This is a genomic window from Achromobacter sp. ISS7, assembly GCF_056523125.1.
Window position 1 is genome coordinate 3,295,896 of sequence record NZ_JAWRZD010000001.1, and the last position, 25,769, is coordinate 3,321,664.

General features: G+C 69.1%; 21 protein-coding genes. 14 read left to right on the plus strand and 7 right to left on the minus strand.

The genetic code is table 11. The features are described 5' to 3' along the window. Nucleotides 1-20 precede the first annotated feature (20 nt). The 4 genes from AC1HFW_RS14655 to AC1HFW_RS14670 are packed head-to-tail and all read left to right on the plus strand — an operon-like array spanning nucleotide 21 to nucleotide 4,277. A complete protein-coding gene (locus AC1HFW_RS14655; protein ID WP_479284068.1) occupies nucleotides 21-1,802 on the plus strand; it encodes a branched-chain amino acid ABC transporter ATP-binding protein/permease in 1,782 nt (593 codons plus the stop codon). Then, entirely contained in the window at nucleotides 1,795-2,499 is a 705-nt protein-coding gene (locus AC1HFW_RS14660) for an ABC transporter ATP-binding protein (RefSeq protein WP_006390233.1), read from the plus strand. Before AC1HFW_RS14655 ends, AC1HFW_RS14660 begins: the two co-directional genes overlap by 8 nt. Nucleotides 2,500-2,517: 18 nt before the next feature. Continuing rightward, on the plus strand, nucleotides 2,518-3,513 hold the full coding sequence (locus AC1HFW_RS14665; protein WP_061073929.1) for an NAD(P)H-quinone oxidoreductase: 996 nt from the start codon (nucleotides 2,518-2,520) through the stop codon (nucleotides 3,511-3,513). Continuing rightward, the gene (locus AC1HFW_RS14670) at nucleotides 3,510-4,277 is read left to right on the plus strand and encodes an SDR family oxidoreductase (RefSeq protein ID WP_006390235.1); all 768 of its coding nucleotides are present in this window, start codon (nucleotides 3,510-3,512) and stop codon (nucleotides 4,275-4,277) included. Before AC1HFW_RS14665 ends, AC1HFW_RS14670 begins: the two co-directional genes overlap by 4 nt. A 196-nt stretch (nucleotides 4,278-4,473) precedes the next feature. Here the strand turns inward: AC1HFW_RS14670 and AC1HFW_RS14675 are convergent, their stop codons facing one another. Together AC1HFW_RS14675 and AC1HFW_RS14680 are read right to left on the minus strand one after the other, a co-directional pair. Next, a complete protein-coding gene (locus AC1HFW_RS14675; RefSeq protein WP_479284071.1) occupies nucleotides 4,474-6,672 on the minus strand; it encodes a TonB-dependent receptor in 2,199 nt (732 codons plus the stop codon). Between the two features lie 296 nt (nucleotides 6,673-6,968). Beyond that, entirely contained in the window at nucleotides 6,969-7,952 is a 984-nt protein-coding gene (locus AC1HFW_RS14680; protein ID WP_479284073.1) for a pirin family protein, read from the minus strand. Between the two features lie 118 nt (nucleotides 7,953-8,070). On the opposite strand from AC1HFW_RS14680, the gene AC1HFW_RS14685 reads away from it, so the two are divergent. Next, nucleotides 8,071-8,979: a LysR substrate-binding domain-containing protein gene (locus AC1HFW_RS14685; protein ID WP_479284075.1), complete on the plus strand. Its 909-nt coding sequence runs from the start codon at nucleotides 8,071-8,073 to the stop codon at nucleotides 8,977-8,979. A gap of 281 nt (nucleotides 8,980-9,260) precedes the next feature. Next, nucleotides 9,261-11,966, plus strand: coding sequence for an aconitate hydratase AcnA (gene acnA / locus AC1HFW_RS14690; protein ID WP_238890470.1), 2,706 nt, complete (start codon nucleotides 9,261-9,263; stop codon nucleotides 11,964-11,966). Between the two features lie 311 nt (nucleotides 11,967-12,277). Here acnA and AC1HFW_RS14695 read toward each other — a convergent pair whose 3' ends face one another. Further along, nucleotides 12,278-13,228, minus strand: a complete 951-nt coding sequence (locus tag AC1HFW_RS14695; RefSeq protein WP_479284077.1) for an OmpA family protein — start codon at nucleotides 13,226-13,228, stop codon at nucleotides 12,278-12,280. 167 nt (nucleotides 13,229-13,395) lie between these two features. Beyond that, nucleotides 13,396-14,289 (minus strand): LysR family transcriptional regulator, encoded by an 894-nt coding sequence (locus tag AC1HFW_RS14700; protein ID WP_479284078.1) that lies wholly within the window; start codon nucleotides 14,287-14,289, stop codon nucleotides 13,396-13,398. A 97-nt stretch (nucleotides 14,290-14,386) separates the two neighbouring features. On the opposite strand from AC1HFW_RS14700, the gene AC1HFW_RS14705 reads away from it, so the two are divergent. The 5 genes from AC1HFW_RS14705 to AC1HFW_RS14725 are packed head-to-tail and all read left to right on the plus strand — an operon-like array spanning nucleotide 14,387 to nucleotide 20,206. After that, the gene (locus AC1HFW_RS14705; RefSeq protein ID WP_479284080.1) at nucleotides 14,387-15,874 is read left to right on the plus strand and encodes an efflux transporter outer membrane subunit; all 1,488 of its coding nucleotides are present in this window, start codon (nucleotides 14,387-14,389) and stop codon (nucleotides 15,872-15,874) included. Continuing rightward, entirely contained in the window at nucleotides 15,871-17,007 is a 1,137-nt protein-coding gene (locus AC1HFW_RS14710; RefSeq protein ID WP_225856578.1) for an HlyD/EmrA/EmrK family protein, read from the plus strand. Before AC1HFW_RS14705 ends, AC1HFW_RS14710 begins: the two co-directional genes overlap by 4 nt. After that, a complete protein-coding gene (locus AC1HFW_RS14715) occupies nucleotides 17,007-18,536 on the plus strand; it encodes a DHA2 family efflux MFS transporter permease subunit (protein ID WP_006390246.1) in 1,530 nt (509 codons plus the stop codon). Before AC1HFW_RS14710 ends, AC1HFW_RS14715 begins: the two co-directional genes overlap by 1 nt. Nucleotides 18,537-18,571: 35 nt before the next feature. Further along, nucleotides 18,572-19,279, plus strand: a complete 708-nt coding sequence (locus tag AC1HFW_RS14720) for a siderophore-interacting protein (protein ID WP_479284083.1) — start codon at nucleotides 18,572-18,574, stop codon at nucleotides 19,277-19,279. Nucleotides 19,280-19,315: 36 nt separating this feature from the next. After that, entirely contained in the window at nucleotides 19,316-20,206 is an 891-nt protein-coding gene (locus tag AC1HFW_RS14725; RefSeq protein ID WP_061073919.1) for a LysR family transcriptional regulator, read from the plus strand. Nucleotides 20,207-20,239: 33 nt separating this feature from the next. Here AC1HFW_RS14725 and AC1HFW_RS14730 read toward each other — a convergent pair whose 3' ends face one another. Continuing rightward, on the minus strand, nucleotides 20,240-21,013 hold the full coding sequence (locus AC1HFW_RS14730) for a DODA-type extradiol aromatic ring-opening family dioxygenase (RefSeq protein WP_083827787.1): 774 nt from the start codon (nucleotides 21,011-21,013) through the stop codon (nucleotides 20,240-20,242). 212 nt (nucleotides 21,014-21,225) lie between these two features. On the opposite strand from AC1HFW_RS14730, the gene AC1HFW_RS14735 reads away from it, so the two are divergent. The 3 genes from AC1HFW_RS14735 (at nucleotide 21,226) to efp (ending at nucleotide 24,312) form a co-directional block, all read left to right on the plus strand. Then, on the plus strand, nucleotides 21,226-22,428 hold the full coding sequence (locus AC1HFW_RS14735; RefSeq protein ID WP_006390250.1) for a DUF2863 family protein: 1,203 nt from the start codon (nucleotides 21,226-21,228) through the stop codon (nucleotides 22,426-22,428). Between the two features lie 8 nt (nucleotides 22,429-22,436). After that, entirely contained in the window at nucleotides 22,437-23,549 is a 1,113-nt protein-coding gene (gene earP / locus AC1HFW_RS14740) for an elongation factor P maturation arginine rhamnosyltransferase EarP (RefSeq protein WP_479284086.1), read from the plus strand. Nucleotides 23,550-23,751: 202 nt separating this feature from the next. Further along, nucleotides 23,752-24,312, plus strand: coding sequence for an elongation factor P (gene efp, locus AC1HFW_RS14745; RefSeq protein ID WP_006225610.1), 561 nt, complete (start codon nucleotides 23,752-23,754; stop codon nucleotides 24,310-24,312). Between the two features lie 92 nt (nucleotides 24,313-24,404). On the opposite strand, the gene AC1HFW_RS14750 is transcribed toward efp, so the two are convergent. Both AC1HFW_RS14750 and AC1HFW_RS14755 read right to left on the minus strand, forming a co-directional pair. Further along, nucleotides 24,405-24,863: a DUF1178 family protein gene (locus AC1HFW_RS14750; RefSeq protein ID WP_241073143.1), complete on the minus strand. Its 459-nt coding sequence runs from the start codon at nucleotides 24,861-24,863 to the stop codon at nucleotides 24,405-24,407. 92 nt (nucleotides 24,864-24,955) lie between these two features. After that, nucleotides 24,956-25,660 carry a DUF2968 domain-containing protein gene (locus AC1HFW_RS14755; protein ID WP_035359207.1) on the minus strand — a complete coding sequence of 235 codons (705 nt, stop codon included), beginning with the start codon at nucleotides 25,658-25,660 and terminating at the stop codon, nucleotides 24,956-24,958. Between the last annotated feature and the right edge of the window lie 109 nt (nucleotides 25,661-25,769).

Consider the following 25,769-nt stretch of genomic DNA (forward strand, 5'->3'; position numbering starts at 1 on the left):
AGAGCCACAAGGAGCGAGACGTGTTTCCCGACTTTCGAAGCCCCAAAGCCTACGTCAGCCTGATCCTGCTGATCGTCATGTTCATCGTGCCCGTCGTCACGGGCACGCCCTTCTGGACCAACCTGTTCGTCCTGCTGTTCGTCTTTTCCGCGCTGTCGGTGGCCTGGAACATCGTCGGCGGCTACGCCGGCCAGCTGTCGCTGGGCCACGCGGTGTTCTACGGCATCGGCGGCTACACCGCCACCCTGCTGACGCAGAACTTCGGCATCTCGCCGTGGTTCGGCATGCTGGCGGGCGCGCTCATCTCGGCCGTGGTGGCCATCATCATCAGCTACCCCACGCTGCGGCTGCGCGGCCCGTTCTTCGCGCTGGCCACCATCGCCATCCTGGAAGTGGTGCGGCTGCTGGTGATCCACGAGGAAAGCTGGACCGGCGGCTCCAGCGGCATCAGCCTGCCGCTGAACATCGGCTGGGCCTGGATCGTGTTCCGCGAGAAGATCAACTACGTGATCATCGCCTTCGGCCTGTTCCTGCTGGTGACCTGGGTTTCGTGGTACATCCGCAAGTCGCGCATCGGCCATTACCTGATCGCCATCCGCGAACGCGAGGACGCGGCGCTGGCGGTCGGCATCCACACTGTGCGCGTCAAGATCATCGCCGCGGTGGTGTCGGCCATGCTGACCAGCGTGATCGGCACCTTCCACATCACCTACCTGACCTTCGTCGATCCCAGCTCGGCCTTTTCGCTGGAGCTGTCGATCCAGGTGGCGATGTTCGCGCTGATCGGCGGCCTGGGCACGGTGGCCGGCCCCATCGCCGGCACCTTCCTGGTGCTGCCGATCGCCGAACTGGCGCGCGGCTGGCTGTCGAGCGTGGGCAACGGCATGCACGGGCTGATCTACGGCCTGATCCTGGTGGCGGTGGTGCTGACCATCCCGCGCGGCCTGGCCGGCGCCTTCGGCCCGGCGATCGAGCGCGCGCTGGCGCGGCTGCCGTACCTGGGCACGCCGCGCGCCCGGCGCCAGCTGGCCGAGGCAGCCCGCTCGACCGATGCGGCGCGGCGCGAGCAGCCGGTGCTCAAGGCCGAGAACCTGTTCAAGAGCTTCGGCGGCCTGCGCGCCACCAACGATGTCTCGCTGACGCTGAACCAGTACGAGATCCTGGGCATGATCGGCCCCAACGGCGCCGGCAAGACCACCGTGTTCAACCTGCTGTCGGGCTTTCTGTCGCCGGACAAGGGCACGGTGTCGATGATGGACGCGCGCGGCAACTGGGTCTCGTGCAGCACGCCGGACGAGTTCGCGCACCAGGGCCTGGGCCGCACCTTCCAGATCGCCAAGCCCTTCACTGGCCTGACGGTACTGGAAAACATCATGCTGGGCGCCTTCATCCGCACCGCCGACCGCGACGAGGCCGAGCAGATCGCGCTAAAGGTCGCCGAGGAAACCGACCTGCTCAAGTACCTGAACACCGAGGCCCGCAGCCTGACGGTGGGCGGCATGAAGCGGCTGGAGATCGCCCGCGCCCTGGCGATCCGGCCGCGCATCCTGTTGCTGGACGAGGTCATGGCGGGGCTGAATCCCACCGACATCGAGAAGTCGATCAAGATGATCCGCCGCATCCGCGACTCGGGCGTGTCGGTGCTGCTGATCGAGCACATGATGCAGGCCACCATGGCGCTGTCCGACCGCATCATCGTGCTGAACGAAGGCGCGGTGCTGGTGAGCGGCGCGCCCAAGGACGTGGTCGAGAACCCCGCCGTCATCGAAGCCTATTTGGGCAAGGAGTACCAGGATGCTTAAGGTTTCGGATCTTTCGTCGGGCTATGGCAAGAGCCAGGTGCTCAACGGCCTGAACTTCGAGGTGCGGGCCGGCGAGATCGTGACGCTGATCGGCGCCAATGGCGCCGGCAAGACCACCACCCTGAAGACGCTGTGCGGCGTGGTCGCCGCCACCGCCGGCCGGGTCGAGTTCGAAGGCCGCGACCTGACCAACCGCACGCCCTACGACATCGTCGACGCCGGGATCACCATGATCCCCGAGGGCCGCCAGCTGTTCCCGCACTTCACGGTGCGCGACAACCTGCTGATGGGCTCGTACAAGCGCGCCGCCCGCCCGATCGTGCAGCGCAAGCTGGAGGAAGTGCTGCAGATCTTCCCGCGGGTGCGCGAGCGCCTGGCGCAGTACGCCGGCTCGCTGTCCGGCGGCGAGCAGCAGATGGTGGCGATCGCGCGCGGCATGATGGCCGATCCGAAGCTGCTGGTGTTCGACGAACCGTCGCTGGGCCTGTCGCCGCTGCTGGTGCAGCAGATGTTCGACATCATCCGCGACGTCACTTCCCACGGCGTCACGGTGCTGCTGGTGGAACAGAACGTGTTCCGCACCCTGCGCCTGGCCGACCGCGGCTACGTGCTGGAGAACGGCGCCATCGTGCGCACCGGCACCGGCGCCGAGCTGCTGGCCGATCCCCATGTCAAGAAGGCCTATCTGGGCCACTGAATCCGAAGGACCGCATTCATGTCTTTACGCTGCACATTCATCGACCACGGCACGGGCGGCGCGCCCGATTGCCTTCGCCTGGCCGAACGCGACATGGCCGCCCCCACCGGCCGCCAGGTATTGATCGAGGTCGCCTACGCCGGCGTCAACCGCCCCGACGTGCTGCAACGCTCGGGCTCGTACCCGCCGCCGCCCGGCGCCTCGCCCTACCTGGGGCTGGAGGTCGCTGGCACCGTCACCGCCGTCGGCCCCGACGTCACGCAGTGGCGCGTCGGCGACCCGGTCTGCGCCCTGACGCCCGGCGGCGGCTACGCCCAGTACTGCCTGGCCGATGAACGCCATTGCCTGCCGGTGCCGCGCGGCCTGGACCTGCTGTCGGCCGCCGCCATTCCGGAAAACTATTTCACCGTCTGGACCAACGTGTTCGAGCGCGCCCGCCTCGCGGCCGGCGAGAAGTTCCTGGTGCATGGCGGTTCCAGCGGCATCGGCCTGACCGCGATTCAGCTAGCGCGCGCTTTCGGCGCCGAAGTCTGGACCACCGTGGGCAACCGCGAAAAAGCCGAGGCCTGCCTGAAGGCCGGCGCCCACCACGCGCTGATCTACCGCGACACCGACTTCGAGACCGAGATCCGCCAGGCCACCGGCGGCCAGGGCGTGGACGTGATCCTCGACATGGTCGGCGGCGCCTACATCAACAAGAACATCCGCCTGCTGGCGGTCAACGGCCGGCTGGTGCAGATCGCCTTCCTGGAAGGCAGCAAGGCCGAGATCGACGCCCTGCCCATCATGACAAAGCGGCTGTCGTTTACCGGCTCCACCCTGCGGCCGCGCTCCGACGAGGACAAGGGCGCCATCGCCCGGGCGCTGGCCGACAAGGTGTTGCCGCTGATGGAACAGGGAAGCTGCCGGCCGCTGATCCACGCGGTGTTCCCGCTGGAACAGGCGGCCCAGGCCCACGCGCTGATGGAAAGCAGCAAGCACATCGGCAAGATCATGTTGAAGGTGCGGGCATGAGCGCGCGCTTCCAGGACCAGGTCATCATCGTCACCGGCGCCGTCGGCGGCATCGGCTCGGCCATCGTCGAGGGCTTCCTGGCCGAAGGCGGCAAGGTCGGGCTGATCGACTTCAATTCGCAGGGCGGACAGGCCTACGAAAAAGAACTGAAAAAACGCGGCCATGCCGTGACCTTCGTGCACGCCGACGTCTCGCACTTCGACCAATGCCAGGCCGCCTACGACCGCATCACCCGCGACCTCGGCCCGGCCACCATCCTGGTCAACAATGTCGGCATCTCGCCCAAGACCGACGGCCGCGCGCTGAAGGTGTGGGAGATGACGCCGGGCGAATGGGACAAGGTGGTGGCGGTCAACCTGAACAGCGTGTTCTACATGACCCACCTGGCCACACCGCACATGGTGCGCCAGCGCCAGGGACGCGTGATCAACATGTCGTCGGTGGCCGGCAAGGCCTATTGCGACATCGTCGCCGCGCACTACGCCGCCACCAAGGCCGCGCTGCTGGGCCTGACGCGCCACTGGGCCGCGGAACTGGGCGAGCACGACGTCACCGTCAACGGCCTGGCGCCCGGCCGCATCAGCACGCCGCTGCTGAAAAGCGTACCCAAGGAGATCAACGACGCGGTGGCCGACGTGACCGCGCTGCGCCGCCTCGGCACGCCTGAGGAAGTGGCCGACGCCTGCCTGTTCTTCGCCTCGGACCAGGCGCGGTTCGTGACCGGGCAGGTGCTGGACGTGGCGGGCGGCTGGCTGATGACCTGAGTTCCGCAACATCTCGTTTGCGGTGCGGGGCAGCCACCAGCATGGCACCTGCCCTGCACGGCTTGGCGCGACCGCCCCCCCGGCGGAGACATGCCGCGGGCCGCGCCCAGCAAACGACAACGCCCCGCCGGTTGCGCCGGCGGGGCGTTGTGCCATGGGCGTCGCGGCCCCCGTCTCGCAACGGGTCAGCCGGCGATCAGAAGTCCATGCTGGCGCTCAGCAAGAAGGTGCGCGGGCCGCCCAGCACCAGGTAGCCGTTGCCGGGGTAACCGCCCACCGACGACCAGTAGTTGCGGTTGGCGATGTTCTCGACGCGGGCGCGCAGCGTCACCAGGTGGCCGTCGACGTCCATCATGTAGCGCAGGCCGGCGTCGAAGCGGGTCCAGCCGGGCACCTTGAGGGTGTTGGCGTCATCCGCGTAGGAAGCGCCGGTGTAGACCACGCGGCCATCCACGGCCAGGCCCTGCACGCCGGGGATGTCCCATTCCGCGCCCAGGTTGGCCTGGAAGCGCGGCACGCCGATGACGCGGTTGCCGTCGATGGCGCTGTTGCCGGTGGAGCGTTGCTTGGCGTCCAGGAAAGTCAGGCCGCCCAGCACGCGCACGCTCTGGACCGGTTCGCCGAACACGGTCAGCTCGACGCCCTGGTGGCGATCCTTGCCGGAAGCGGTGAATTCGTTGCTGGCGTTGTAGGCCGCGCGCGGCTTGTCGGTGGAGAACAGCGCCAGGCCGGCGCCCAGGCCGCCGCCGTCGTACTTGACGCCGATTTCCTTCTGCTTGGACACGTACGGCTGCAGGCTCTGGCCGCCGTTGGGCACGGGCTTGCCGTTGGCCGTCTGCGGCGCCGTATCGCCGGCCACCAGGGCCTCGATGTAGTTGGCGTACAGCGACACGCTCGGCGTCACCTTGAAGACGATGCCGGCGGCGGGCGAGTTGCGGCTGGCGTCGTAGGCGCTTTGTTCCTTGCCGGTGTTGTAGGCGTAGTCGCGCTGCGACAGGCGCTGGTGGCGGATGCCCAGCGTCAGCAGCACCTTGTCGTCCAGGAACGACAGGGTGTCGCCGAACGCATAGCTGCTCAGGCGGGTGCGGCCCTGCAGCGCGGGATCGTCCAGGTCGTTGCCGAACAGCGCCTTGGAACTGTAGGCCGGACGGTCGTAGGTGACCGGGTTGTAGATATTGGTCGGGAAGGTGTTCAGGTAGTCCATGACATACGCGTTCTTCTTCTTGAGGTCGAAGAAGGACGCGGAAGCGACGAACTCGTGGCCGACCGGACCGGTGCGCACCTTGGCGCGCAGGCCCAGTTCGCCCGTGTTCACGCTGTCCTTGCGCGTATTGTCGAAACGGTAGAAGTTGCCGTCGCCGGTGCTGCCGTTGGTCACCGTGACGTTGCCCAGCGAGTTGGCCTCGTCGCTGCGGCGCATGCCGAAGGCGGCCCAGCCGGTCAGTTTGTCGCTGAAGTCGTGCTCGGCGCGCACCGTGCCGAACACGTCGCGCTCGTTCGAATACGACCAGGGCTGGGCGTAGTTGGAGCTGGCGTCCGGCGCGTCCGGCACGCTGGTCACGCCGCGCAACGACACATTCGGACGAGCGCGCTTGAGCTTGTTTTCCTGCCAGCCGATGTCGGCCGACAGGCGCGTATCCGCCGAGCGCCAATCCAGGCCCAGCGACACCAGGCTGGTGCGCGAGTGTTCGTCGTCGATGGCGGTGTCACCGCTGCGGTTGGCCACGTTCAGGCGGATGCCGGTGCTGTCGCCGGGACCGAAGCGGCGCGCGATGTCGGTCGACACCGAGAACTGGCCGCCACTGGAAACGCCGGTGGTGAAGCGGGTGAGCGGCTCGTTGGGCGCACGCTTGGGCACCAGGTTGATCGTGCCGCCGATGCCATCGCCGCCGGGCGAGGCGCCGGTCAGGAAGGTCGAGGCGCCGCGCAGCACTTCAACGCGCTCGAACAGTTCGGTGGCGATGTACTGGCGCGGCAGCAGGCTGTAGAGCCCGTTGTAGGCCACGTCATCGGAGCTCAGGATGAAGCCGCGGATGAAGTACGACTCCTGGAAATTGCCGAAGCCGCGCGCCACGCGCACGCCCGGATCGTTCTGCAGCACGTCGCCGACGCTGCGCGCCTGCTTGTCCTGGATCAGCTCGTTGGTGTAGCTGGTGATGCTGAACGGCGTGCTCATGATGTCCTGCGTGCCCAGCACCCCGACCCGGCCGCCACGGGCCACCTGGCCACCGGCATAGGGTTCGGCCAGGCCGCCGGCCGAGGCGTCGGCGCTGGCCTCGACCTTGATCGCGTCCATCGAGACGACGGAGCCGTTGGCGGGCGTGGCGGATTGGGCGTGGACAATGGCGGTGTACGGCAGGGCCGCAACCACGCACGCAAGGGTTCGTAATTTCATATCGGGAGTCTGTAGGCGGGCGCTTCGCGAGAAGCAGGAAATCGCAAAAATCCCGATGGGGTCACGCGCGGGTAACGGCCTGCCACTCGAACTGCCGCGGAGCCGGTCATCCCGGCCTTGTCGAGCCCGTTCTCCAAGGGGTATTGAGATCGTGCGTTAGAGATTCTAAATAAAAGGGAATCATTCTCATTGCGTCCCCTATATAGAATTCTGTTTCTGTTGCTATGGAGCAACGGGGCCGGGCCGGCCGCCGCCGGCCCACCGCCTTAGCCGGGAACGCCTTGACCGCGAACGCCTTAACCCGGAACGCCGCTTTCCTGGCGCAACTGCCCGAACTCGCCCGCTTCATAGGCCGCCATGGCCCGCGTCAGGGCGCGCGCGTCCGCCATCACGAACGGGCCGCGCTGGATCACCGGCTCGTCGATGGCCGGCCCGGCCACCAGGATGAAGTGGACCGGCGCGCCAGACGCGATCAACTGCAGCAGACCCTCGCTGTCGGCCGAGGCGGCCAACGCCGCGCCCGGCGGCAGCACCGCGAAGTCGGGGTCGGCGACCGGCTTGCAGGCGATCCGCGTGCGTCCCGGCGACCGGAACGCAGCCACCGGCGCCGGCGAGGGTTCGGCCGGGACGGCGTCCGGCGACGCCCGCGGTGGCGTGGTCTGGTGGCGCGCCCGCACGCCCAGTTCCCCCTGCGCCGCGTACAGCCAGGCGTTCCAACCGGCCGGCAAGCGCACCAGGCGCGACGCGCCCGGACGCAGCCAGCCATCCAGGATCAGCAACGGCTCGGGCGTTTCCAGCGGCGCGTCCCAGCCGTCGTAGTGGCCCGCGGCCACCCGCACCCGGCCGGCGTCGCTTTGCAGCACCGGCATTTCCCAGGCGCGCAGCAGCGACGTCGCCGGCGGCAGCTCCTTGAGCCGCTGCGGCAGGTTGACGAACAGTTGCAGGCCGTTCAGGCGCGCCTCGCCCACCGGTTGCTGGGTATGCACGATGCCGCGCCCCGCCAGCGTCCAGTGCAGGTCGCCCGCCCGGATCTCGTGGTCGTTGTGGACGCTGTCGCGGCTGCGCATGACGCCGCGGCTGTCTTCGAGCAGCAGGGTCACGGCCGACATGCCGGCGTGGGGATGGGGCGCGAACGTCGGCCCGGTCATGACGAAATGGTCGACCAGCACCAGCGGCGACATGCCCAGGGGGAAATCGGTATGGCGGAATTGGCGGATGGAACAGGCGTCGCCGGCCGGTTCGAAGGGCCGCGCGACGGGGGGACTGAGGCGGATGGTCAAGGGTGTGCTGCCAGGTTTTTACGTGGCGCAGAGCTTATGGGTTCTGCCGCCAGCACAGTAGAGGCCAATTTCAGGAATAATTGTCCTGTTAAGTAGGACAATCACCCACGTAAACCCCATGCACTCCTATCTCCATCATCTCGACGACCTGCTGCTCTTTAGCGAGGTGGTGGAGAAAGGCGGCTTTTCCGCCGCCGCCCGGGTGCTGAACATGCAGCGCTCCAAGCTGAGCCGGCGCGTGGCCGAACTGGAGGCGCGCCTGGGGCTGCGGTTGCTCCAGCGCAACACCCGGCGGGTGTCGCTCACCCCCATGGGCGAGCAGATCTACGTGCACGCGCTGGCCATGGCGCGCGAGGCCCGCAGCGCCTTCGACCTGGCGGCGGCCATGGGCGACACGCCCAGCGGCCTGCTGCGCATGACGGCGCCGTCGGCGCTGGCGGTGACGCTGCTGGGCGAACTGGTGGCGCGCTTCTGCCTGAAACACCCCGGCGTGCGGGTGCTGCTGGACACCCGCGACCAGATCATCGACCTGGTGGGCGAAGGCTACGACCTGGCCTTCCGCGCCCAGGGCGCCTCGCTGACCGATTCCCGCCTGGTGGCGCGCGAACTCGCGCCGGTGCCGCTGATCCTGGTGGGCACCCCGGCCATGGCGCAGGCGGCGGCGCGCCATCCGCGCGAACTGAACGCCCTGCCGCTCCTGGCCCATGCCACCCAGGACAGCCCGCAGAGCTGGCACTTCACCGGCCCGGCCGGCGAAGCCGAGTCGGTCCAATACCTGCCGCGCTGCCTGAGCAGCAACCTGGCGGCGTTGCGCGAAATGGCCCGGGCCGGCCTGGGCGTGGCGCTGCTGCCCCATTACCTGTGCGCCGGCGCCCTGGCCAAGGGCGACCTGATCCACATGCTGCCCGGCTGGCAGGCCGCGCCGGCCCGCATCTACGCGGTGATGCCGGCGCGCCGCGGCGCGCCGCTGGCCCTGCGCCGGTTCCTGGATTTCGCGGTGGCGGAAATGCCGACCCTGCTGGCCTGAGCGGCGGCGGCCCGTCGCCCGCCCCCCGCCACGCGCCTGTAGGACTTTTTTGTTAAAAAAAGGGGACTTGCAGGGACGGCACGGCTGCTCCACAGTATGGGGTGGCGGCGCCGCCGCGCGACCCGCCCCCCGGGGGCGCGGGCCGGAACTTTGACGCGCCCCTCAAGTCTTATATAAGATATAAGACATAAAGCTCATCGCGCTGCTGTCACCCGGAATGACAAACGCGCCGAAACGCCTGAAAATGCCGGCTTTACGCGGGCAAAACCACGGAGTCCATCATGCCGCACAACACCCTCGACACACTCAAGAATTTCAAGATCGGCAACAAGTCCTGTCAGTACTATTCGCTGCCGGCGCTGGGCAAGTCCCTGGGCATCGATGTGCAGCGGCTGCCGGTCTCCATCCGCATCGTGCTGGAATCCGTGCTGCGCAACTGCGACGGCAAGAAGGTCACCGAGGAACACGTGCGCCAGCTGGCCAACTGGCAGGCCAACGCCAAGCGCGAGGATGAAATCCCGTTCGTGGTGGCCCGCGTGGTGCTGCAGGACTTCACCGGCGTGCCGCTGCTGGCCGACATCGCCGCCATGCGCTCGGTCGCCGACAAGATGGGCAAGAGCCCCAAGAGCATCGAGCCGCTGGTGCCGGTCGACCTGGTGGTGGACCACTCGGTCATGATCGACTACTTCGGCACCAAGAACGCCCTCGACCTGAACATGAAGCTGGAATTCAAGCGCAACCAGGAGCGCTACCAGTTCATGAAGTGGGGCATGCAGGCCTTCGACACCTTCGGCGTGGTGCCCCCGGGCTTCGGCATCGTCCACCAGGTGAACCTGGAATACCTGGCGCGCGGCGTGCACCAGGACAAGAAGAACAACGTCTACTACCCCGACTCGCTGGTGGGCACCGACAGCCACACCACCATGATCAACGGCATCGGCGTGGTCGGCTGGGGCGTGGGCGGCATCGAGGCCGAGGCCGGCATGCTGGGCCAGCCGGTGTACTTCCTGACCCCCGACGTGGTCGGCGTGGAACTCAAGGGCAAGCTGCGCGGCGGCGTCACCGCCACCGACCTGGTGCTGACCATCACCGAAATGCTGCGCCGTGAAAAAGTGGTCGGCAAGTTCGTCGAGTTCTGTGGCGAAGGCACGGCCAGCCTGTCGGTGGCCGAACGCGCCACCATCGGCAACATGGCGCCCGAATACGGCGCCACCATGGGCTTCTTCCCGGTCGACGGCCGCACCATCGACTACTTCCGCGGCACCGGCCGCACGGAAGAGGAAATCGCCGCGTTCGAGGCCTACTTCAAGGCCCAGGACATGTTCGGCGTGCCCGCCGCCAAGGACATCAACTTCACCAAGCTGCTGACGCTGGACCTGTCCACCGTGGCGCCGTCGCTGGCCGGCCCCAAGCGTCCCCAGGACCGCATCGAGATCGGCAACGTCAAGAGCACCTTCATCGACCTGTTCTCCAAGCCGGTCGCCGAGAATGGCTTCAACCAGCCGGCCGAGAAGCTGCAGCAGACCTTCACCACCAGCACCGGCACCAAGGTCAAGAACGGCGACATCCTGATCGCCGCCATCACCTCGTGCACCAACACCTCCAACCCCAGCGTGCTGCTGGCCGCGGGCCTGCTGGCCAAGAAGGCCGTGGAAGCCGGCCTGAAGGTGCCCAAGCACATCAAGACCTCGCTGGCCCCCGGATCGCGCGTGGTCACCGAGTACCTGACCAAGACCGGCCTGCTGCCCTACCTGGAAAAGCTGGGCTTCGACGTGGCCGCTTACGGCTGCACCACCTGCATCGGCAACGCCGGCGACCTGACGCCCGACTTGAACGACGTCATCACCAGCAATGACCTGGTGTGCTCGGCGGTGCTGTCGGGCAACCGCAACTTCGAGGCGCGCATCCACCCGAACATCAAGGCCAACTTCCTGGCCTCGCCGCCGCTGGTGGTGGCCTACGCCCTGGCCGGCACCGTGACGCGCGACCTGATGACCGAACCGGTCGGCCGCGGCAAGAACGGCGACATCTGGCTGGGCGACATCTGGCCGACCACCGAGGAAGTCGAGGCGCTGCTCAAGTACGCGCTGGACCCGAAGGCCTTCGAGGCCAACTACGGCCAGGTCAAGAGCAACCCCGGCAAGCTGTGGGAGAACATCAAGGGAGTCACGGGCGAGACCTACAACTGGCCCGACTCGACCTACATCGCCGAGCCGCCGTTCTTCGACGGCTTCGGTATGACGCCGGGCGCGATGCCGACCGTCAAGAACGCCCGCGCGCTGGGCGTGTTCGGCGACTCGGTGACCACCGACCACATCTCGCCGGCCGGCTCCATCAAGGAAACCTCGCCCGCGGGCAAGTGGCTCAAGGAAAACGGCGTCATGAAGGCCGATTTCAACAGCTACGGCTCGCGCCGCGGCAATCATGAAATCATGATGCGCGGCACCTTCGCCAACGTGCGCATCAAGAACCTGATGATCCCGGCGCGTCCGGACGGCAGCCGCTTCGAAGGCGGCGAAACCCTGTTCCAGCCGACCGGCGAACAGATGTCGATCTATGACGCGGCCATGAAGTACGTCGCGGCCGGCACGCCCACCGTGGTGTTCGGCGGCGAAGAGTACGGCACCGGCTCGTCGCGCGACTGGGCCGCCAAGGGCACCCAGCTGCTGGGCGTCAAGGCCGTCATCACGCGCAGCTTCGAGCGCATCCACCGCAGCAACCTGGTGGGCATGGGCGTGCTGCCGCTGCAGTTCAAGGGCAGCGACAGCGTGCAGTCGCTGGGCATCACCGGCGAGGAAACCTACGACATCTCGGGCCTGGAAAACGGCATCAAGCCGATGCAGGACGTGACGCTGACGATCACCCGCAAGGATGGTTCGAAGCAGGACGTGACGGTGCTGCTGCGCATCGACACCCCGATCGAGGTCGACTACTACCAGCACGGCGGCATCCTGCCCTTCGTGCTGCGCCAGCTGCTGGCCGCGTAACGCGCCGGCCGCAAAGGCAAAGCCCCTGGAACCGCGAGGTTCCAGGGGCTTTTTCATCGCCGAGCCGCCTCAAGATGAAAAACGCCCCCTTGGGGGGCAGCAAGCCGAAGGCGCGGCGTGGGGGCCCCTTTTCATCGCCGAGCCGCCTCAAGATGAAAAACGCCCCCTCGGGGGGCAGCAAGCCGAAGGCGCGGCGTGGGGGCCCTTTTTCATCGCCGAGCCGCCTCAAGATGAAAAGCCCCCTCGGGGGGCAGCAAGCCGAAGGCGCGGCGTGGGGGCCCTTTTTCATGCCATCGCGGCGCGTCAGGCCGTCATTGGGCGACCAGTTCGACCCGGCGGTTCTTGGCGCGGCCGGCCTCGGCGTCGTTGGCGGCCACCGGCGCCAGCGAGGCCACGCCACGCGCCGACAGGCGCGCGGCCGGGATCTTGTAGCCCGCCTCCAGCGCCTTGACCACGGCGTCGGCGCGCTTTTGCGACAGGTCCAGGTTGCCGGCCAGCGTGCCCTGGTTGTCGGTGTGGCCGACCACGTAGACCTTCAGCTTCGGGTTGGCGTTGAGCAGCTTGCCCATCTCGTCCAGCGCGGCCTTGGATTCCTGCTTGACCTCGGCCTTGTCGGTATCGAAGTACACGCCGTAGACCGCGACGCGGCCCGATTCGGCCAGCGATTTCTGCATCGCCGCCATGTCCAGCACCTTGACCTGGCCGGTCTGCATCGGCTTGGTCTCGATCACTTGCTGGAACACCGGCGTGATGTTGTTGGAATTGTCGTCCATCACGTCCAGGAACACGTAGATGTCACCGGTGGGCGCTTCCTTCCTGGCGAGCACGGCGTAGTACTTGCCGCCGAACGCGGCGTCGCCCTGCCCCGGCTGGCTGACCTTGCCGCTGTTCAGCACGAACGACTGGAAGTCGCCGCCGCACTGCTCGTCGCCCTTGCATTCGAACAGGGTCTTGAAGCCGCCGGCCTGCAGCGCGCCCTGGTAGTTGCGGTAGACCTCCAGCGCCGATTTCTTGCCGTCGATGCGATAGGCGATGCGCGTCAGCTTGCCTTCCAGCGTCAGGCCCTTGGCCTCGTCTTCCCGCGTGATCGGCCGGTCGGGCATCACGGCCTCGTCGTACTCCTTGAACTCGTAGGCCCGGATCTCGGCGCCCGTGAAACGGGTCAGGGCGGGATGGTCGCGCGATCCCTTGACGTCCTCGGCCCAGGCGGACGAGGCCGCCGCCAGCGTGGCGGTGACAAGGGCCAGACACGCGGATTTCACGATATGCGCATTCACGATCTCTACACTCCCGGCCGGCAGGCGCCGGCATGCGTCCAGAACAAGGAAACGCCCGCGATGCGGGCGGCTGCCATTATGCATAGACACTCGAGCATTTGGGACCGCATGGGGTAACCAAACGTTGGCCACGGTGACCAACGCCGACAGCGTCACCGCCCGCTGATGGCCTGGCTGATCCGGTGCACCATCTGCCGGATCGCGCGGTGGGCGGGATCTTCATTGAAGCGCGGATGCCAGGCCTGCGAGATCGTCACGGCGGGGGTCTCGAAGGGCAAGGCGCGCATCACCAGGTCGTCGCGCAGGTGCAGCGTGAGCAGGTCGGGCACGGTGGCGACCAGGTCGGAATTGCGCGTGATCGCCAGCGCCTCGGCAAAGGAATGCGTGACGGTGCTGATGTGGCGCGCCAGGCCGACCTTGCCCAGTTCGATGTCCACCGGTCCGCTCAGCACGCCACGGCGCGAGACGGTGGCGTGGCGCGCCTTGGCGAAGCGCTCGGGCGTCAGCTTGCGATGGCGCGCCAGGGGGTTGGTCGGCCGGAACACCGCGATGAAGCGGTCGGGAAACAGCCGCTGGCGCACGATCTCCGGCCCCATGTCCTCGATCACGCCGATGTCCAGGTCGATGGCGCCCTCGCGCAATGACAGCACGTCCTGCTTGCCCTGCGAGATGAAGCGCACCGTGACGCGCGGCGCTTCCTTGGCCAGCGTGTCGAGCAAGGCCGGCCCGAGCGTGCTGACGGCGCCATCGTCGGCGCGGATCGTGAACACGCGCCGCAGCGTCCCGAGATCGAACACCGCGTCCTGCGCCAGCAGTTCCTGCGCCTGGGCGACCAGGGCCCGCACGGGTTCGCGCAGCGCCTCGGCGCGCGGCGTCGGCACCAGGCCGCGCCCGGCCCGCACGAACAGCGGGTCGCCCATCATGCGGCGCACGCGGTCCAGCGTGCGGCTCATGGCGGGCACGCTCAATTGCAGGCGTTCGGCGGCGCCGGTGACGCTGCCTTCGGCCAGCAGCGCATCGAGCGCGACCAGCAGGTTCATATCCATGGATTGCACCCAACGCAACTATTACTTATCAGCTTGTCCATATACGCAACTGTAGCGCAGCGGCACCATGGCGGCCAGTTCAACACGGAAGCACGCCATGATTCACTCAACACGGTATCGCCCCGCCGGCCGCGCGCGGTTGCGGCATGCCCCGCTGGCCGCCGCGCTGGCGGCGCTCATCAGCGTCGCCGGGTGCGCCAGCCACGGCGGCCTGCGGCCCGCCGGCAAACCCATTGACCCCGCCACGCTGGATGCCGGCCGCGACATCGCCGCCGCCGTCCGCGACACATCCGACGACGGCGCGCCCTGGTGGCGCGCCTGGGGCGACGCGCAACTGGACCGCCTGATGGCGGACGCGCAACGGCAGGCGCCCGGCATCCGCGCCGCCCAGGCACGCCTGCGCCAGGCCGAAGCCGTCGTCGGCAGCGCCGACGCGGCGCGCCGGCCAACGCTGGATGCCAGCGCCACCGTCACCGCCGACCGCTACCCCGGCCACTACACCTACGGCGCGCCCTATGCCGACAACACCGGTGGCAGCGGCTCGCTGCTGGCCTCGCTGCGCCTGCGCCTGGATGTCTGGGGCAAATGGCGCGCGCTGGCCGATGCCGCCCGGCTCGATGCCGACGGCGCGGCCCTGGCCCATGCCGATGCGCAGCTGGCATTGCAGCAGGGCATCGCCGCCGCCTACCTGCGCCTGGATGCCGCCTTCCGCCTGCACCAGCTGGCGCTGCAACAGCGCGAGCGGCTACGGCAAGCGCTGGACCTGCACCAGGCGCGACGCCAGGCCGGCCTGGGCAGCGACGCCCCGGTCGCGGACGCGCGCAGCCGCCTGGCGCAGCTGGATGCCCAGGTCGAACAACTGGACCGCGAGATCGCACGCCAACGCCACGCGCTGGCCGCGTTGGCGGGCCAGGCCCCGGGCTACGCAGATGCGCTGAGCCGCCCCCAGCTGGCGCTGCGCGCCGATCCCGCCCTGCCCGCGGCGCTGCCCGCGCGCCTGCTGGGGCTGCGGCCCGACGTGCTGGCGCAGCGCAAGCGCCTGGAAGCGGCCGACCGCCGCATCGACGCGGCCAAGGCCGAGTTCTATCCCGATATCGACCTGAAGGCCTTTGCCGGCCTGCAGAGCCTGGGCCTGTCGCACCTGCTGCAGGGCAACAGCCTGGCGGCCGGCATCGGCCCCGCGCTGACCCTGCCCATCTTCGACGGCGGCCGACTGCGCGCCGGACTGCAAGACCGCATCGCCGGCTACGACCTGGCGGTGGCGGACTACGACGCCACCGTGGTGCGCGCCCTGCAGGAAGTCGCCGACGGCCTGGCCGGCCTGGCGCAGGCCCGCGCCCAGCGCCACGCTGCCCGCGTCTCGCTGCGCGAGGCCGCCACGCTGGCGCGGCTGCAGGCCGTGCGCGCCAGCCGCGGCCTGTCCGCCCGCCAGGACGAAATCGACACCGACCTGGCCCGCCTGCGCGCCGACAGCGCGCTGGCGGCGGCGGACCTCGACCTGGGCCTGGCCCAGACGGCGCTGGCCGGCGCGCTCGGCGGCCGCTGGTCGCCCTCCCAATCCTCTGACAACGAAGCCCTGAAATGACTGCCACGCAAACTCCCGACTCGCGGACCTCGACCCGCAAATCCCGCCTGATGCTCGCCGGCGGCGCCACCCTGCTGGCGGGCGCCGGCTGGGCCGCCTGGACATTCCTGGCCGGCGCCGCCAGCCAGACCACCGACAACGCCTATGTGAACGGCCACGTCGTGGCCATCACGCCGCAAGTCGCCGGCGCCGTCTCGGCCATCTGGGCCGACAACGCCGACCGCATCAACGCCGGCCAGACGCTGGTGGAGGTGGATCCCGCCGACGCCCAGATCGCGCTGGCCGGCGCTCGCGCCGACCTGGCGCGCGCGCGGCGCCGCGTGCTGGCGCTGTTCGCCAGCCGCGACCAGGCCGCCGCCGAAGTCACGCGGCGCCAGGCCGAACTGGACCGTGCCCAGGCCGACGTCTCCGCCCGCCGCGGCATCGCCGCGCAAGGCGCCATCACCTCGGAAGAAGCGCGCCACGCCGCCGACGCGCTCAACACCGCCCGCGCCGCGCTGGCGGTGGCGCAGGCCGCCGAACGCGCCGCCCAGGCCCTGGTGGACGGCGTGACGCCCGAGACCCATCCCGACGTGGCCCTGGCCCAGGAACGCCTGCGCGCCGCCGCGCTGGACGCGCAGCGCACCACCATCCGCGCGCCGGTCGGCGGCATGGTGGCGCAACGCAGCGTGCAACTGGGCAAGCGCGTGGCAATCGGCGACAAGCTGATGGCCGTGGTGCCGCTGGACCAGATGTGGATCGACGCCAACTTCAAGGAAATCCAGCTGGCCGGCATCTGCCCCGGCCAGCCGGCCATGGTCACCGTCGATGCCCATGGCTCGAAGGTGCGTTATCGCGGCCACGTCGGCGACGTGATGGCGGGCAGCGGCTCGGCCTTCGCCCTGCTGCCGTCGCAGAACGCCACCGGCAACTGGATCAAGGTGGTGCAGCGCGTGCCCGTGCGCATCAATCTCGAGCCCAGGGACCTGGCCGACCATCCGCTGCGCATCGGGCTGTCGGCCGAGGTGACCGTGGACACGGCGCGCTGCGACCCGTCGCAGGCGAGCGCGGCGCGCGCCGAGACCACCGACATCTACCGGCAGCAGCGCCAGGCCGCCGACACGCTGGCGCAGGCCGGCCAGGGATGGCAGTGATGTCGGCCACGCCCCGTCCCATCGAACCGATGTCCGGGCTGCCGCGCGTGATCGCGGCGGTGGCCATCAGCCTGGCGTCCTTCATGGCGGTGGTGGACATCACCATCGCCAACGTCTCGGTGCCCACCATCTCCGGCAACCTGGGCGTAAGCCCGGAAATCGGCGAATGGGCCATCACCTTTTTCGCCATCGCCAACTCCATCTGCATCCCGCTGACCGGCTGGCTCTCGCGCCGGCTCGGGCAGGTGCGGCTGTTCGTGCTGTCGGTGGCGGCCTTTACGCTGGCATCGGTGCTGTGCGGCGTGGCGCAGAACTTCGAATCGCTGCTGGCCTTCCGTGTGCTGCAGGGCATGGTGTCCGGCCCCATCGTGCCACTGAGCCAGGCGCTGCTGGTCGCCATCTTCCCGCCCGACAAGCGCACGCTGGCGCTGTCGATGTGGGCCATGACCAACATGGCCGGCCCCGTGGCCGGGCCGGTGCTGGGCGGCTGGCTGACCGATGATTTCAGCTGGCCCTGGATCTTCCTGGTGAACGCGCCCGTCGGCATCGCCGTGGTCGCCGTGACGGCCACCATGTTCCGCGGCCGCGACACGGCCAGCACCCGGCTGCCGGTGGACCTGCGCGGCCTGATCCTGCTGGCCGTGGCCATCGGCTGCCTGCAATTGACACTGGACCGTGGCCGCACGCTGGACTGGTTCGCCTCGCCGTTCATCGTCACCACCGCGCTGCTGTCGGCGCTGGGCTTCGTGTTCCTGATCATCTGGGAACTGGGCGAAGCGCATCCGATCGTCGACCTGAGCCTGTTCCGCCACCGCAACTTCGCCATGGGCACGCTGGCCGTGGCGGTGGGCTTCGGCCTGTATTTCGCGGCGCTGGTGCTGATCCCCCTGTGGCTGCAGACCGACATGCGCTACACGGCCACCTGGGCCGGCCTGGCCACGGCGCCGATGGGCGTGTTCGGCATTTTGCTGGCGCCGCTGCTGGGCCGCTGGGTGCAGCGCGGCGACGCCCGCGTATTCGCCAGCCTGGCCTTCGTGGCGTGGTCGCTGGTGGCGTGGTGGCGCGCGTCCATGACCACCGATGTCGGCGTCGGCCTGATCTCGCTGGCCTGCCTGCTGCAGGGCATCGGCATCGGCCTGTTCCTCACGCCGCTGGTGTCGCTGTCGCTGGCCGGTCTGCCGCCCGAACGCATCGCCGCCGCCTCCGGCCTGCAGACCGCCATCCGCATGATGGCCGGCAGCCTGGTCGCCTCGCTCGCGTCGACCTACTGGGACGAACGCTCGCGCTACTACCAGAACGTGCTCATCGACAGCGCCACGCCCGCCCGGCCCGCCGTGCAGGACACCCTGGCCACCCTGGCCGGCGCGGGCCTGGACGAGCCGCAGTCATGGGGCGTGATCTGGAATGGCCTGAAGACGCAGGCCGACATGCTGGCCCTGAACGATTTCTTCCTGTGGTCGAGCCTGGCGTTCGCGCTGTCGATCGCGCTCGTCTGGCTGGCCCGCCATCCCCGCGCCGCCAAGGCCTGACGGCCGCCGCGCTTACCGCCCCAAGGAGATCCGACATGCGACCTTTTCCCCTGCCGCGCCGCGACGTGCCCTGCATCGTGTTGCGGGCGCGCGATGTGGCGCGCGACATGCGCCGGCTGACGCTCGGCGGCCCCGAACTGAGCGCCTGGCTGGCGCGCCCCGGCGTCGACCAGCCCGGCGCCTGGGTCAAGGTATTTCCGCCCGGCGTGCCGGGCCGGGCCTACACGCTGCGCGCGATCGACTTCGACGCGTCCACCGTGGAGCTCGACTTCGTGATGCATGACGACACCGCCGGCACCGTCTCGGCGTGGGCGCGCCGCGCCCGGCCCGGCGATGCCGTCGCGATCGCCGGACCGCGCGACGGCGGCTTCACGCTGCAGGCCGACGCGCGCTGGGTCTGGCTCGGCGCCGACGCCTCCGCCTGGCCGGCGGCCTGCCGCATCATCGAAGCGCTGCCGTCCGGCATCCAGGTCCTGGGGGTACGCCACCCGGCGGGCGAAGACGCCGACTGGCCCGCCATCGCCAGCGCGCACACCCCGCAATGGGCCGCGCACAGCGAGCCCCCCGGCCAAGACGAGGCGCCGGCGCTCGCGCCCGACGGTCCCGGCCAGGTCTGGCTGGCCGGCCAGGCCGGCTGGGTCAAGGCCTGGCGCGCGCATTGGCTGCGACGCCTGCGCTTTGATCCCGCGCGCGTCTCGGCCAAGGGGTACTGGAAGGCCGGCGAACAGGACTACAGGGAATAGGCGCCGACCGCCTGTGGACATCGAAGCGGAACGACCATGAAAAAAGAACTGGATCGCATGCGCGACATGGCCCTGTTCGTCCAGGTGGCGGCGCTGGGCTCGCTCACGCGGGCGGCGGAAAGCACCGGCGTGCCGGCCTCGACGCTATCGCGCCGGATCTCGGAATTCGAAAGCCAGATCGGCGTCAAGCTGCTCCATCGCAGCACCCGCCGCCTGGCGCTCACCGACGTCGGTCAGCGCTACCTGGAACGGATCACGGAAGTGGTCGATCGCGCCCGCGCGATCAGCGGCGAACTCGAGGAGGAAATGGCCCGCCCCACCGGCCAGCTGCGCGTCTGCGCGCCGGTCGATTTCAGCGCCTATTTTCCGGAAGCCGCGCTGGCCGACTACTGCGCCAGCCATCCCGGCGTGCGCTTCGAGCTGCATTGCTCGGCCGAACTGCCGGACCTGGCCACCGAACCCTACGATGTCTGCATCGCGACGGCCGAACCACCGCGCGCGAGCCGCATGGTGCGGCGACGCATCGGCATGGCCGGCTATCAGCTGTATGCCTCGCCGGCCTACCTGCATGACTTCGGCGAGCCGGCGCATCCCGCCGACCTGGCGCGGCACCGCTGCCTCCTGATGCCGGACGCCGGGCCGGGACTGGCGCTGGCCAACGGCGACGCCCGCACGCAGGTGGACGTCTCGCCGCTGCTGGTGCTGAACAATCAGCTGGCGGTGGAAAACCTGCTGCGCGACGGCCTGGGCATCGGGCCGCTGACGCGCGGACGCGCCGCCAGGCTCGTGCGCGACGGCGTCCTGCTGCCGGTGCTGCCCGGCTGGACCCTGCCGCCCCGCCCCATCCTGGCGCTGACGGCGTCGCGCGCGCTGCCGGCGCGGGTGCGTGGCTTCATCGACCTGCTGGCGGCCCGGGTCGTGACGTAGCGGGCGCGCGCGGCCGCCGGCGGCGGCGCGCGCTCACTGGAACGCGTAGGCATCCATCGCCAACGCGCCATACGACACCTCGTCGTTCAGGCGCGTGGCCTGTTCGCCGCCCGCGCCCAGCGCCACGTACAGCGGCATCAGGTGGTCGTCGTGCGGATGGGCCTGGCGCGCGCCGGGCGCGCGGGCTTGCCAGTCGAGCAGCGCCGGCACGTCGTGCGCGGCCAGGTGGCGGGCATACCAGTCCTGGAACGCCGGCACGTAGGGCGTGGCCGGCGCGTTCTGCGGCATGCGCACGTCGCGCAGGTTGTGCGTCAGCGACCCCGAGCCGATGATCAGGACGTCCTCGTCGCGCAGCGGCGCCAGGGCGCGGCCCAGTTCCAGCTGGCCGGCGGCGTCGCGGCCCATGTCCAGCGACAGCTGCACCACCGGCACGTCGACCTCGGGATACAGGTAGCGCAGCGGCACCCAGGCGCCATGGTCCAGCGGCCGGCGCGGATCGCGGTCGGCGGCGATGCCGGCCTCGGCCAGCAGGGCCTGCGTGCGCGCCGCCAATTCGGGCGAACCGGGCGCGGCGTATTGCAGCGTGTAGAGCTCGGGCGGAAAGCCGCCGAAGTCGTGCCAGGCCACCTGCTGGTCGCGGGTGGACAGGGCCAGGCCGTGGCCCATCCAGTGCGGCGAGACCACCAGGATGGCGCGCGGCTTGCGGCCCTGGGCCTGGCTCCAGGCGGCCAGGGCCGGGCCCGTCAGGCCGGGTTCGACGGCCAGCATGGGAGAACCGTGGGAAACGAAAAGCGTAGGCCAGCGCATGGCGATGCCTCCAGAAAACAAGTGTGATGCAGGTATTTTCAGCCGTTTCGAATCTGCAATAAACCCCTGCAAAAGGGATGATCTGTTGCCAGATCAGCACCAATATGGCGAGAGGCCGCGGGCCGGCCGGCACGGTGGCGCGCGTCGCCGCCCATGATCGTGGCGGGCGTTAAACTACGTCGTTACACACTTACTGGACGTCCTCCGAAGTTATGGCCCGATCCCGCAGCCAATCCGCTCCCCGCTTGACCCGCGACGCCACCCGCCTGATCACGCTTGCCCAGTCGCTCAACCGCTCGGGCAGCCGCGTCGAAGACGTGTACTGGGAGAATCAGCTTGGCGAAGCGATTCCGAAGCTGCTCAAGGCAGGCCAGGATGCCCCGCTGGAAGCCGCGCTGGACCATCTCGCCCAGGGCGACGTGGGCGCCTACGAAGTCCTGATCGAGCAGGCCGAAACGCTGTCCGAATCGATGAAGATCGAAAAGAACGGCGTGCGCTACGACATCCTGCTGATCGTCGCGCCCATCGTGGCCTGGACCCGCTATGCCATTCCGACCGGCCCCGTGTCGGCCAGCGCCCAACAGGCCCTGCTGGCGCAGCTGCATGGCCACGTGCTGTCGAGCCAGGCCCGCAGCGCGCTGATGCCGATGCTGGTGAGCGTGGACCAGATGCCGCGCACCTTCGCCGAGACCTGGCAATGGCTGCAGCGCCTGGGCTCGCAGGCGCTCGGCGCCGAGACCACCAAGCCGGCGCTCAACGCCGAGGCCGAGACCGCCAACATGCTGGCCGACACGCGCTACATCGTGGCGGCCGTGGCGGTGCCCGAGTTCGCGCCGGTGTTCCGCTGGCAGGAGCAGATCGGCGACGCCGAGGCCAGCCGCGACGCCTGCCTGGCGCAATGGGCCGCGCAGGCCCAGCCGACGCTGGCCGGCCTGCTGCCCGGCTGCGGTTTCGAAGCCCTGCTGCCCGACGCCTACTATGTCAGCAACCGCGAGGCCGACCGCCGCGTGCGGCCGCTGTCGCTGCGCGCCGCCATCAGCTGGCTCGAAGGCGCGGTCAATCTCGAGGCCTCCCAATTGCGCGCCGTGGTCGCCGGCTGCGGCGAAAGCCGGGTCGACGAATACCGCGTCAGCTTCACCGCGCGCAACAGCAACGACGTCTACTACGGCTGCGTCTGGCCGCTGTACGGCCGCGAGGAAGACCTGCCGGCCGACGAGGGCCAGCCCGACGTGGTCGACGAGATCGCGGCGCTGCTCAAGGAATACGGCGTGAGCGACGTGCGTCGCATCCCTGGCGTGCTGCCGCCGGAATACTGCGAGGACTGCGGCGCGCCCTACTTCCCCAATCCCCTGGGCGAACTGGTGCACGCCGAGCTGCCCGAAGACGCCGAGGCGGCGCCCGCCAAGTTCCACTGAGCGCGTCGATGCAAGCGGACATCTTCTGCCGCGTGGTCGACAACTACGGCGACATCGGCGTCTGCTGGCGCCTGGCGCGCCGGCTGGCGCACGGCCGTGGCTGGGACGTGCGCCTGTGGGTGGACGACCTGGCCAGCTTCGCGCGCATCCAGCCCGGCATCGACGCCAGCGCCGCGCGCCAGCGGCTGCAAGAAGTGGACATCGTGCGCTGGACCGACACGCCGGATCCGGCGCTGGCGGCCCGCGACGTGGTGATCGAGGCCTTCGCCTGCGATCCGCCCGAGGCCTTCCTGGACAGCATGCGCCAGCGCCATCCGGCCTGGATCAACCTGGAATACCTGAGCGCCGAGGCCTGGGTGGAAAGCTGCCACGGCCTGCCGTCGCAGCGGCCGGATGGGCTGGTGAAGCACTTTTTCTTTCCCGGGTTCACGCCCGCGACCGGCGGCCTGCTGCGCGAACCGGGCCTGTCGGCCGAGCGCGACGCCTTCCAGGCCGATCCCGAGGCGCAGGCGGCGTTCCTGCGCGGGCTGGGCGTGGCCGAGCCCCTGCTGTCGCAACGGCGCCACGGCGCCCGCACCGTGTCCCTGTTTTGCTACCCCAGCGCCCCGGTCGACGGCCTGGCGCAGGCCCTGGCGGCCGATGCGCGCCCCGCCCTGCTGCTGGCGCCGGAAGGCGTCGCTCCCGGGCTCGAGGCGGCCTGCGCGCGGGCCGGCGGTCCGGTGGTGGCGCGCCTGCCGTTCGTGGCGCAACCCGATTTCGACCGCGTGCTGTGGTGCGCCGACCTGAATTTCGTGCGCGGCGAGGACTCCTTCGTGCGCGCCGCCTGGGCCGCCCGGCCGCTGGTCTGGCAGATCTACCCCCAGGAAGAGAACGTGCACCTGGAAAAGCTGGACGCCTGGCTGGCGCGCTATCCGGCCCCGGAAACCGCGGCCGCCACCATCCGCGCCTGGAACCTGCCCGACGCCGGCGCCGCGGCCCGCGCCATCGGCGCCGCCCTGGCGCCGCCCGCCTGGCAGGCCTGGACGCAGGCGGCGCGCGACTGGGACGCGGCGCAGGCCGGCCGCCCCGATCTGGCGGAAAATCTGGCCGATTTTTGCGCAGAGTTGGTCAAGAAACGCTAGAATAGAGAGTTTTCTGAGTCGCCCTGGATTGTCGGCGCCTCAACTATGACGCCTCCCGGGGTGTGCATGAAGCCGAGTGTGCGGGCCTGTTTCGAGGGCCCGCGGGCTCAGATGGCGGGCCCGCCCCGTTGCCTGGCGCCCGCATTTGCGGCGGCTTTCTGCAAGCACGGCGAGTGCACCCTTTCCCCCCGGAGTTTTATCGATGAAAACCGCTCAGGAATTGCGAGTCGGCAACGTGGTCATGGTCGGCAAGGATCCCCTCGTGGTCCAGAAGGCCGAATACAACAAGTCGGGCCGTAACGCCGCCGTCGTCAAGCTGAAGTTCAAGAACCTCTTGACCGCCTCGGCCAGCGAATCGGTCTACAAGGCCGACGAAAAGTTCGAAGTCGTCCAGCTGGATCGCAAGGAGTGCACGTACTCCTACTTCGGCGATCCCATGTACGTCTTCATGGACGAAGAGTACAACCAGTACGAAATCGAAGCCGAGAGCATGGGCGACGCCCTGAACTACCTGGAAGAAGCGATGCCCGTGGAAGTGGTCTTCTACGACGGCCGCGCCATCTCGGTGGAACTGCCCACGACGCTCGTGCGCGAAATCACCTACACCGAACCGGCCGTCCGTGGCGACACGTCGGGCAAGGTGACCAAGCCCGCCAAGATCAACACCGGCTACGAACTGAACGTGCCGCTGTTCTGCGCCATCGGCGACAAGATCGAAATCGACACGCGTACCAACGAATACCGCAGCCGCGTCAACAACTGATCCGGCGGCAGGTACGAAAAAGCGCCAGCCCTTCGGGGTCTGGCGCTTTTTTTTGCCTTGCGCGGCCGCAAATCCGGCGGCGGCGAACGCGGCTACTGCAGGCGTTCGTCGTCGAGGAAGTCGGGCACGGCCATGACGTCGATGCCGTCCTCGGCCAGGGCTTCGCGCTCTTCGCGCGTGGCGGTGCCGCGGATGGGGCGCTCGTCGGCGTCGCCCTCGTGGATGCGGCGCGCTTCCTCGGCGAAGCGGGCGCCGACGTTTTCGGTGTTGCGCAGCACGGCCCGCACCTGGCGCATGACCACCGCCTGCAGGGCCGCCATCTTCTCGGCGTCGGAGGCGCCGGCCGGCAGCGCCGGCTGGGCGGCGGGCGCGTGCAGGTGCGCCACGTTCAGGCGCGGGGCCGACAGGCGCTTGGTGATGCTGGCCGAGCCACAGACCGGGCACGACACCAGGCCACGCGCCTGCTGCGCGTCATAGTCTTCGTGCGAACCGAACCAGCCTTCGAAGATGTGGCCGTGCTCGCACTGGAGGTCGAAAACTTTGAGAGCCATGGGAGGGATATGGGGGCTAGCGGCCAGAATACAAGAAAGCGCGGGGTCAAACAAAAACGGGCCCGTGGGCCCGTTTTTTCCATGCCTGGCGCTTACTTGCCGCGCTTGGGCGCGGCCGTCGACTGGATCTGCGCCTGCTGCGCCTGCAAGGCGTCGATCTGGCGTTGCAGGTCGCGCAGTTGCTGGCGCACGTCCTTCTGCTGATCGGCCAGCGCGGTGGCTTCCTGGCGCGATTGCTCCTGGCGCGCGGCGACCTGCTCTTCCTGCTGCATGCGCAGGGTGCGGTCGGCCTGCAGCGTGCTCAGTTCGGCGTTGCGGCTGGCCAGCAGCTTTTCGGCGTGGGTGTATTCGGCCTGCAGCTTGATGCGCTGGATGTCCACGTCGGCCAGTTCCACCGATTGCGCGGCGAACGCGCGGTAGGTGGCTTCGGCCTGCTTGTCCGACTTGGTCTTGAGCACGCGCCAGAAATCCTTCTGCTGGAACAGGGCCACGTAGTAGGTCAGGTCGTCCGGCTTGAACAGCAGGCTGGCGCCGTACGTGCCGTTGTAGGTCGTACGCAGCTCGGAAACCTGGCGGTTCTGGATCAGTGCCTGCAGCTCGGCCACCGTCGAGGACGGGCGCGCGGCGGGCGCCGGCGCGGGCGGGGTGACCGGGGTGGAGGCGGCTTGCTTGTCCTCGACCTGCTGCACCGTCGGGCGCGGGGGCTCGGGTTGCGCGATGGCGCACGCGGCCAGACCGGACAGGGCCGTACCCAACAGCGCCATGCGAGCGGCGGCACGGATAAAGTGGACGTTCATGCCTTCCCCAAAAAAATCGTTGCGGAACTATAGCAATTTATTCCGTTTGAAGCTGACGCGCGTGAATAACACGGGGCGATAGTGTCGCGCGCCCTGGGACATTCCCTAT

What these genes read in the sequence shown, in the direction of transcription:
- AC1HFW_RS14750 (WP_241073143.1), bottom strand. Translation starts at nt 24,863, where the DNA reads ATGGCTCTCAAAGTTTTCGACCTCCAGTGCGAGCACGGCCACATCTTC.
- AC1HFW_RS14715 (WP_006390246.1), top strand. Translation starts at nt 17,007, where the DNA reads ATGTCGGCCACGCCCCGTCCCATCGAACCGATGTCCGGGCTGCCGCGC.
- efp (WP_006225610.1), top strand. Translation starts at nt 23,752, where the DNA reads ATGAAAACCGCTCAGGAATTGCGAGTCGGCAACGTGGTCATGGTCGGC.
- AC1HFW_RS14675 (WP_479284071.1), bottom strand. Translation starts at nt 6,672, where the DNA reads ATGAAATTACGAACCCTTGCGTGCGTGGTTGCGGCCCTGCCGTACACC.
- acnA (WP_238890470.1), top strand. Translation starts at nt 9,261, where the DNA reads ATGCCGCACAACACCCTCGACACACTCAAGAATTTCAAGATCGGCAAC.
- AC1HFW_RS14725 (WP_061073919.1), top strand. Translation starts at nt 19,316, where the DNA reads ATGAAAAAAGAACTGGATCGCATGCGCGACATGGCCCTGTTCGTCCAG.
- AC1HFW_RS14660 (WP_006390233.1), top strand. Translation starts at nt 1,795, where the DNA reads ATGCTTAAGGTTTCGGATCTTTCGTCGGGCTATGGCAAGAGCCAGGTG.
- AC1HFW_RS14720 (WP_479284083.1), top strand. Translation starts at nt 18,572, where the DNA reads ATGCGACCTTTTCCCCTGCCGCGCCGCGACGTGCCCTGCATCGTGTTG.
- AC1HFW_RS14700 (WP_479284078.1), bottom strand. Translation starts at nt 14,289, where the DNA reads ATGGATATGAACCTGCTGGTCGCGCTCGATGCGCTGCTGGCCGAAGGC.
- AC1HFW_RS14735 (WP_006390250.1), top strand. Translation starts at nt 21,226, where the DNA reads ATGGCCCGATCCCGCAGCCAATCCGCTCCCCGCTTGACCCGCGACGCC.
- AC1HFW_RS14705 (WP_479284080.1), top strand. Translation starts at nt 14,387, where the DNA reads ATGATTCACTCAACACGGTATCGCCCCGCCGGCCGCGCGCGGTTGCGG.
- earP (WP_479284086.1), top strand. Translation starts at nt 22,437, where the DNA reads ATGCAAGCGGACATCTTCTGCCGCGTGGTCGACAACTACGGCGACATC.
- AC1HFW_RS14670 (WP_006390235.1), top strand. Translation starts at nt 3,510, where the DNA reads ATGAGCGCGCGCTTCCAGGACCAGGTCATCATCGTCACCGGCGCCGTC.
- AC1HFW_RS14755 (WP_035359207.1), bottom strand. Translation starts at nt 25,660, where the DNA reads ATGAACGTCCACTTTATCCGTGCCGCCGCTCGCATGGCGCTGTTGGGT.
- AC1HFW_RS14685 (WP_479284075.1), top strand. Translation starts at nt 8,071, where the DNA reads ATGCACTCCTATCTCCATCATCTCGACGACCTGCTGCTCTTTAGCGAG.
- AC1HFW_RS14710 (WP_225856578.1), top strand. Translation starts at nt 15,871, where the DNA reads ATGACTGCCACGCAAACTCCCGACTCGCGGACCTCGACCCGCAAATCC.
- AC1HFW_RS14665 (WP_061073929.1), top strand. Translation starts at nt 2,518, where the DNA reads ATGTCTTTACGCTGCACATTCATCGACCACGGCACGGGCGGCGCGCCC.
- AC1HFW_RS14730 (WP_083827787.1), bottom strand. Translation starts at nt 21,013, where the DNA reads ATGCGCTGGCCTACGCTTTTCGTTTCCCACGGTTCTCCCATGCTGGCC.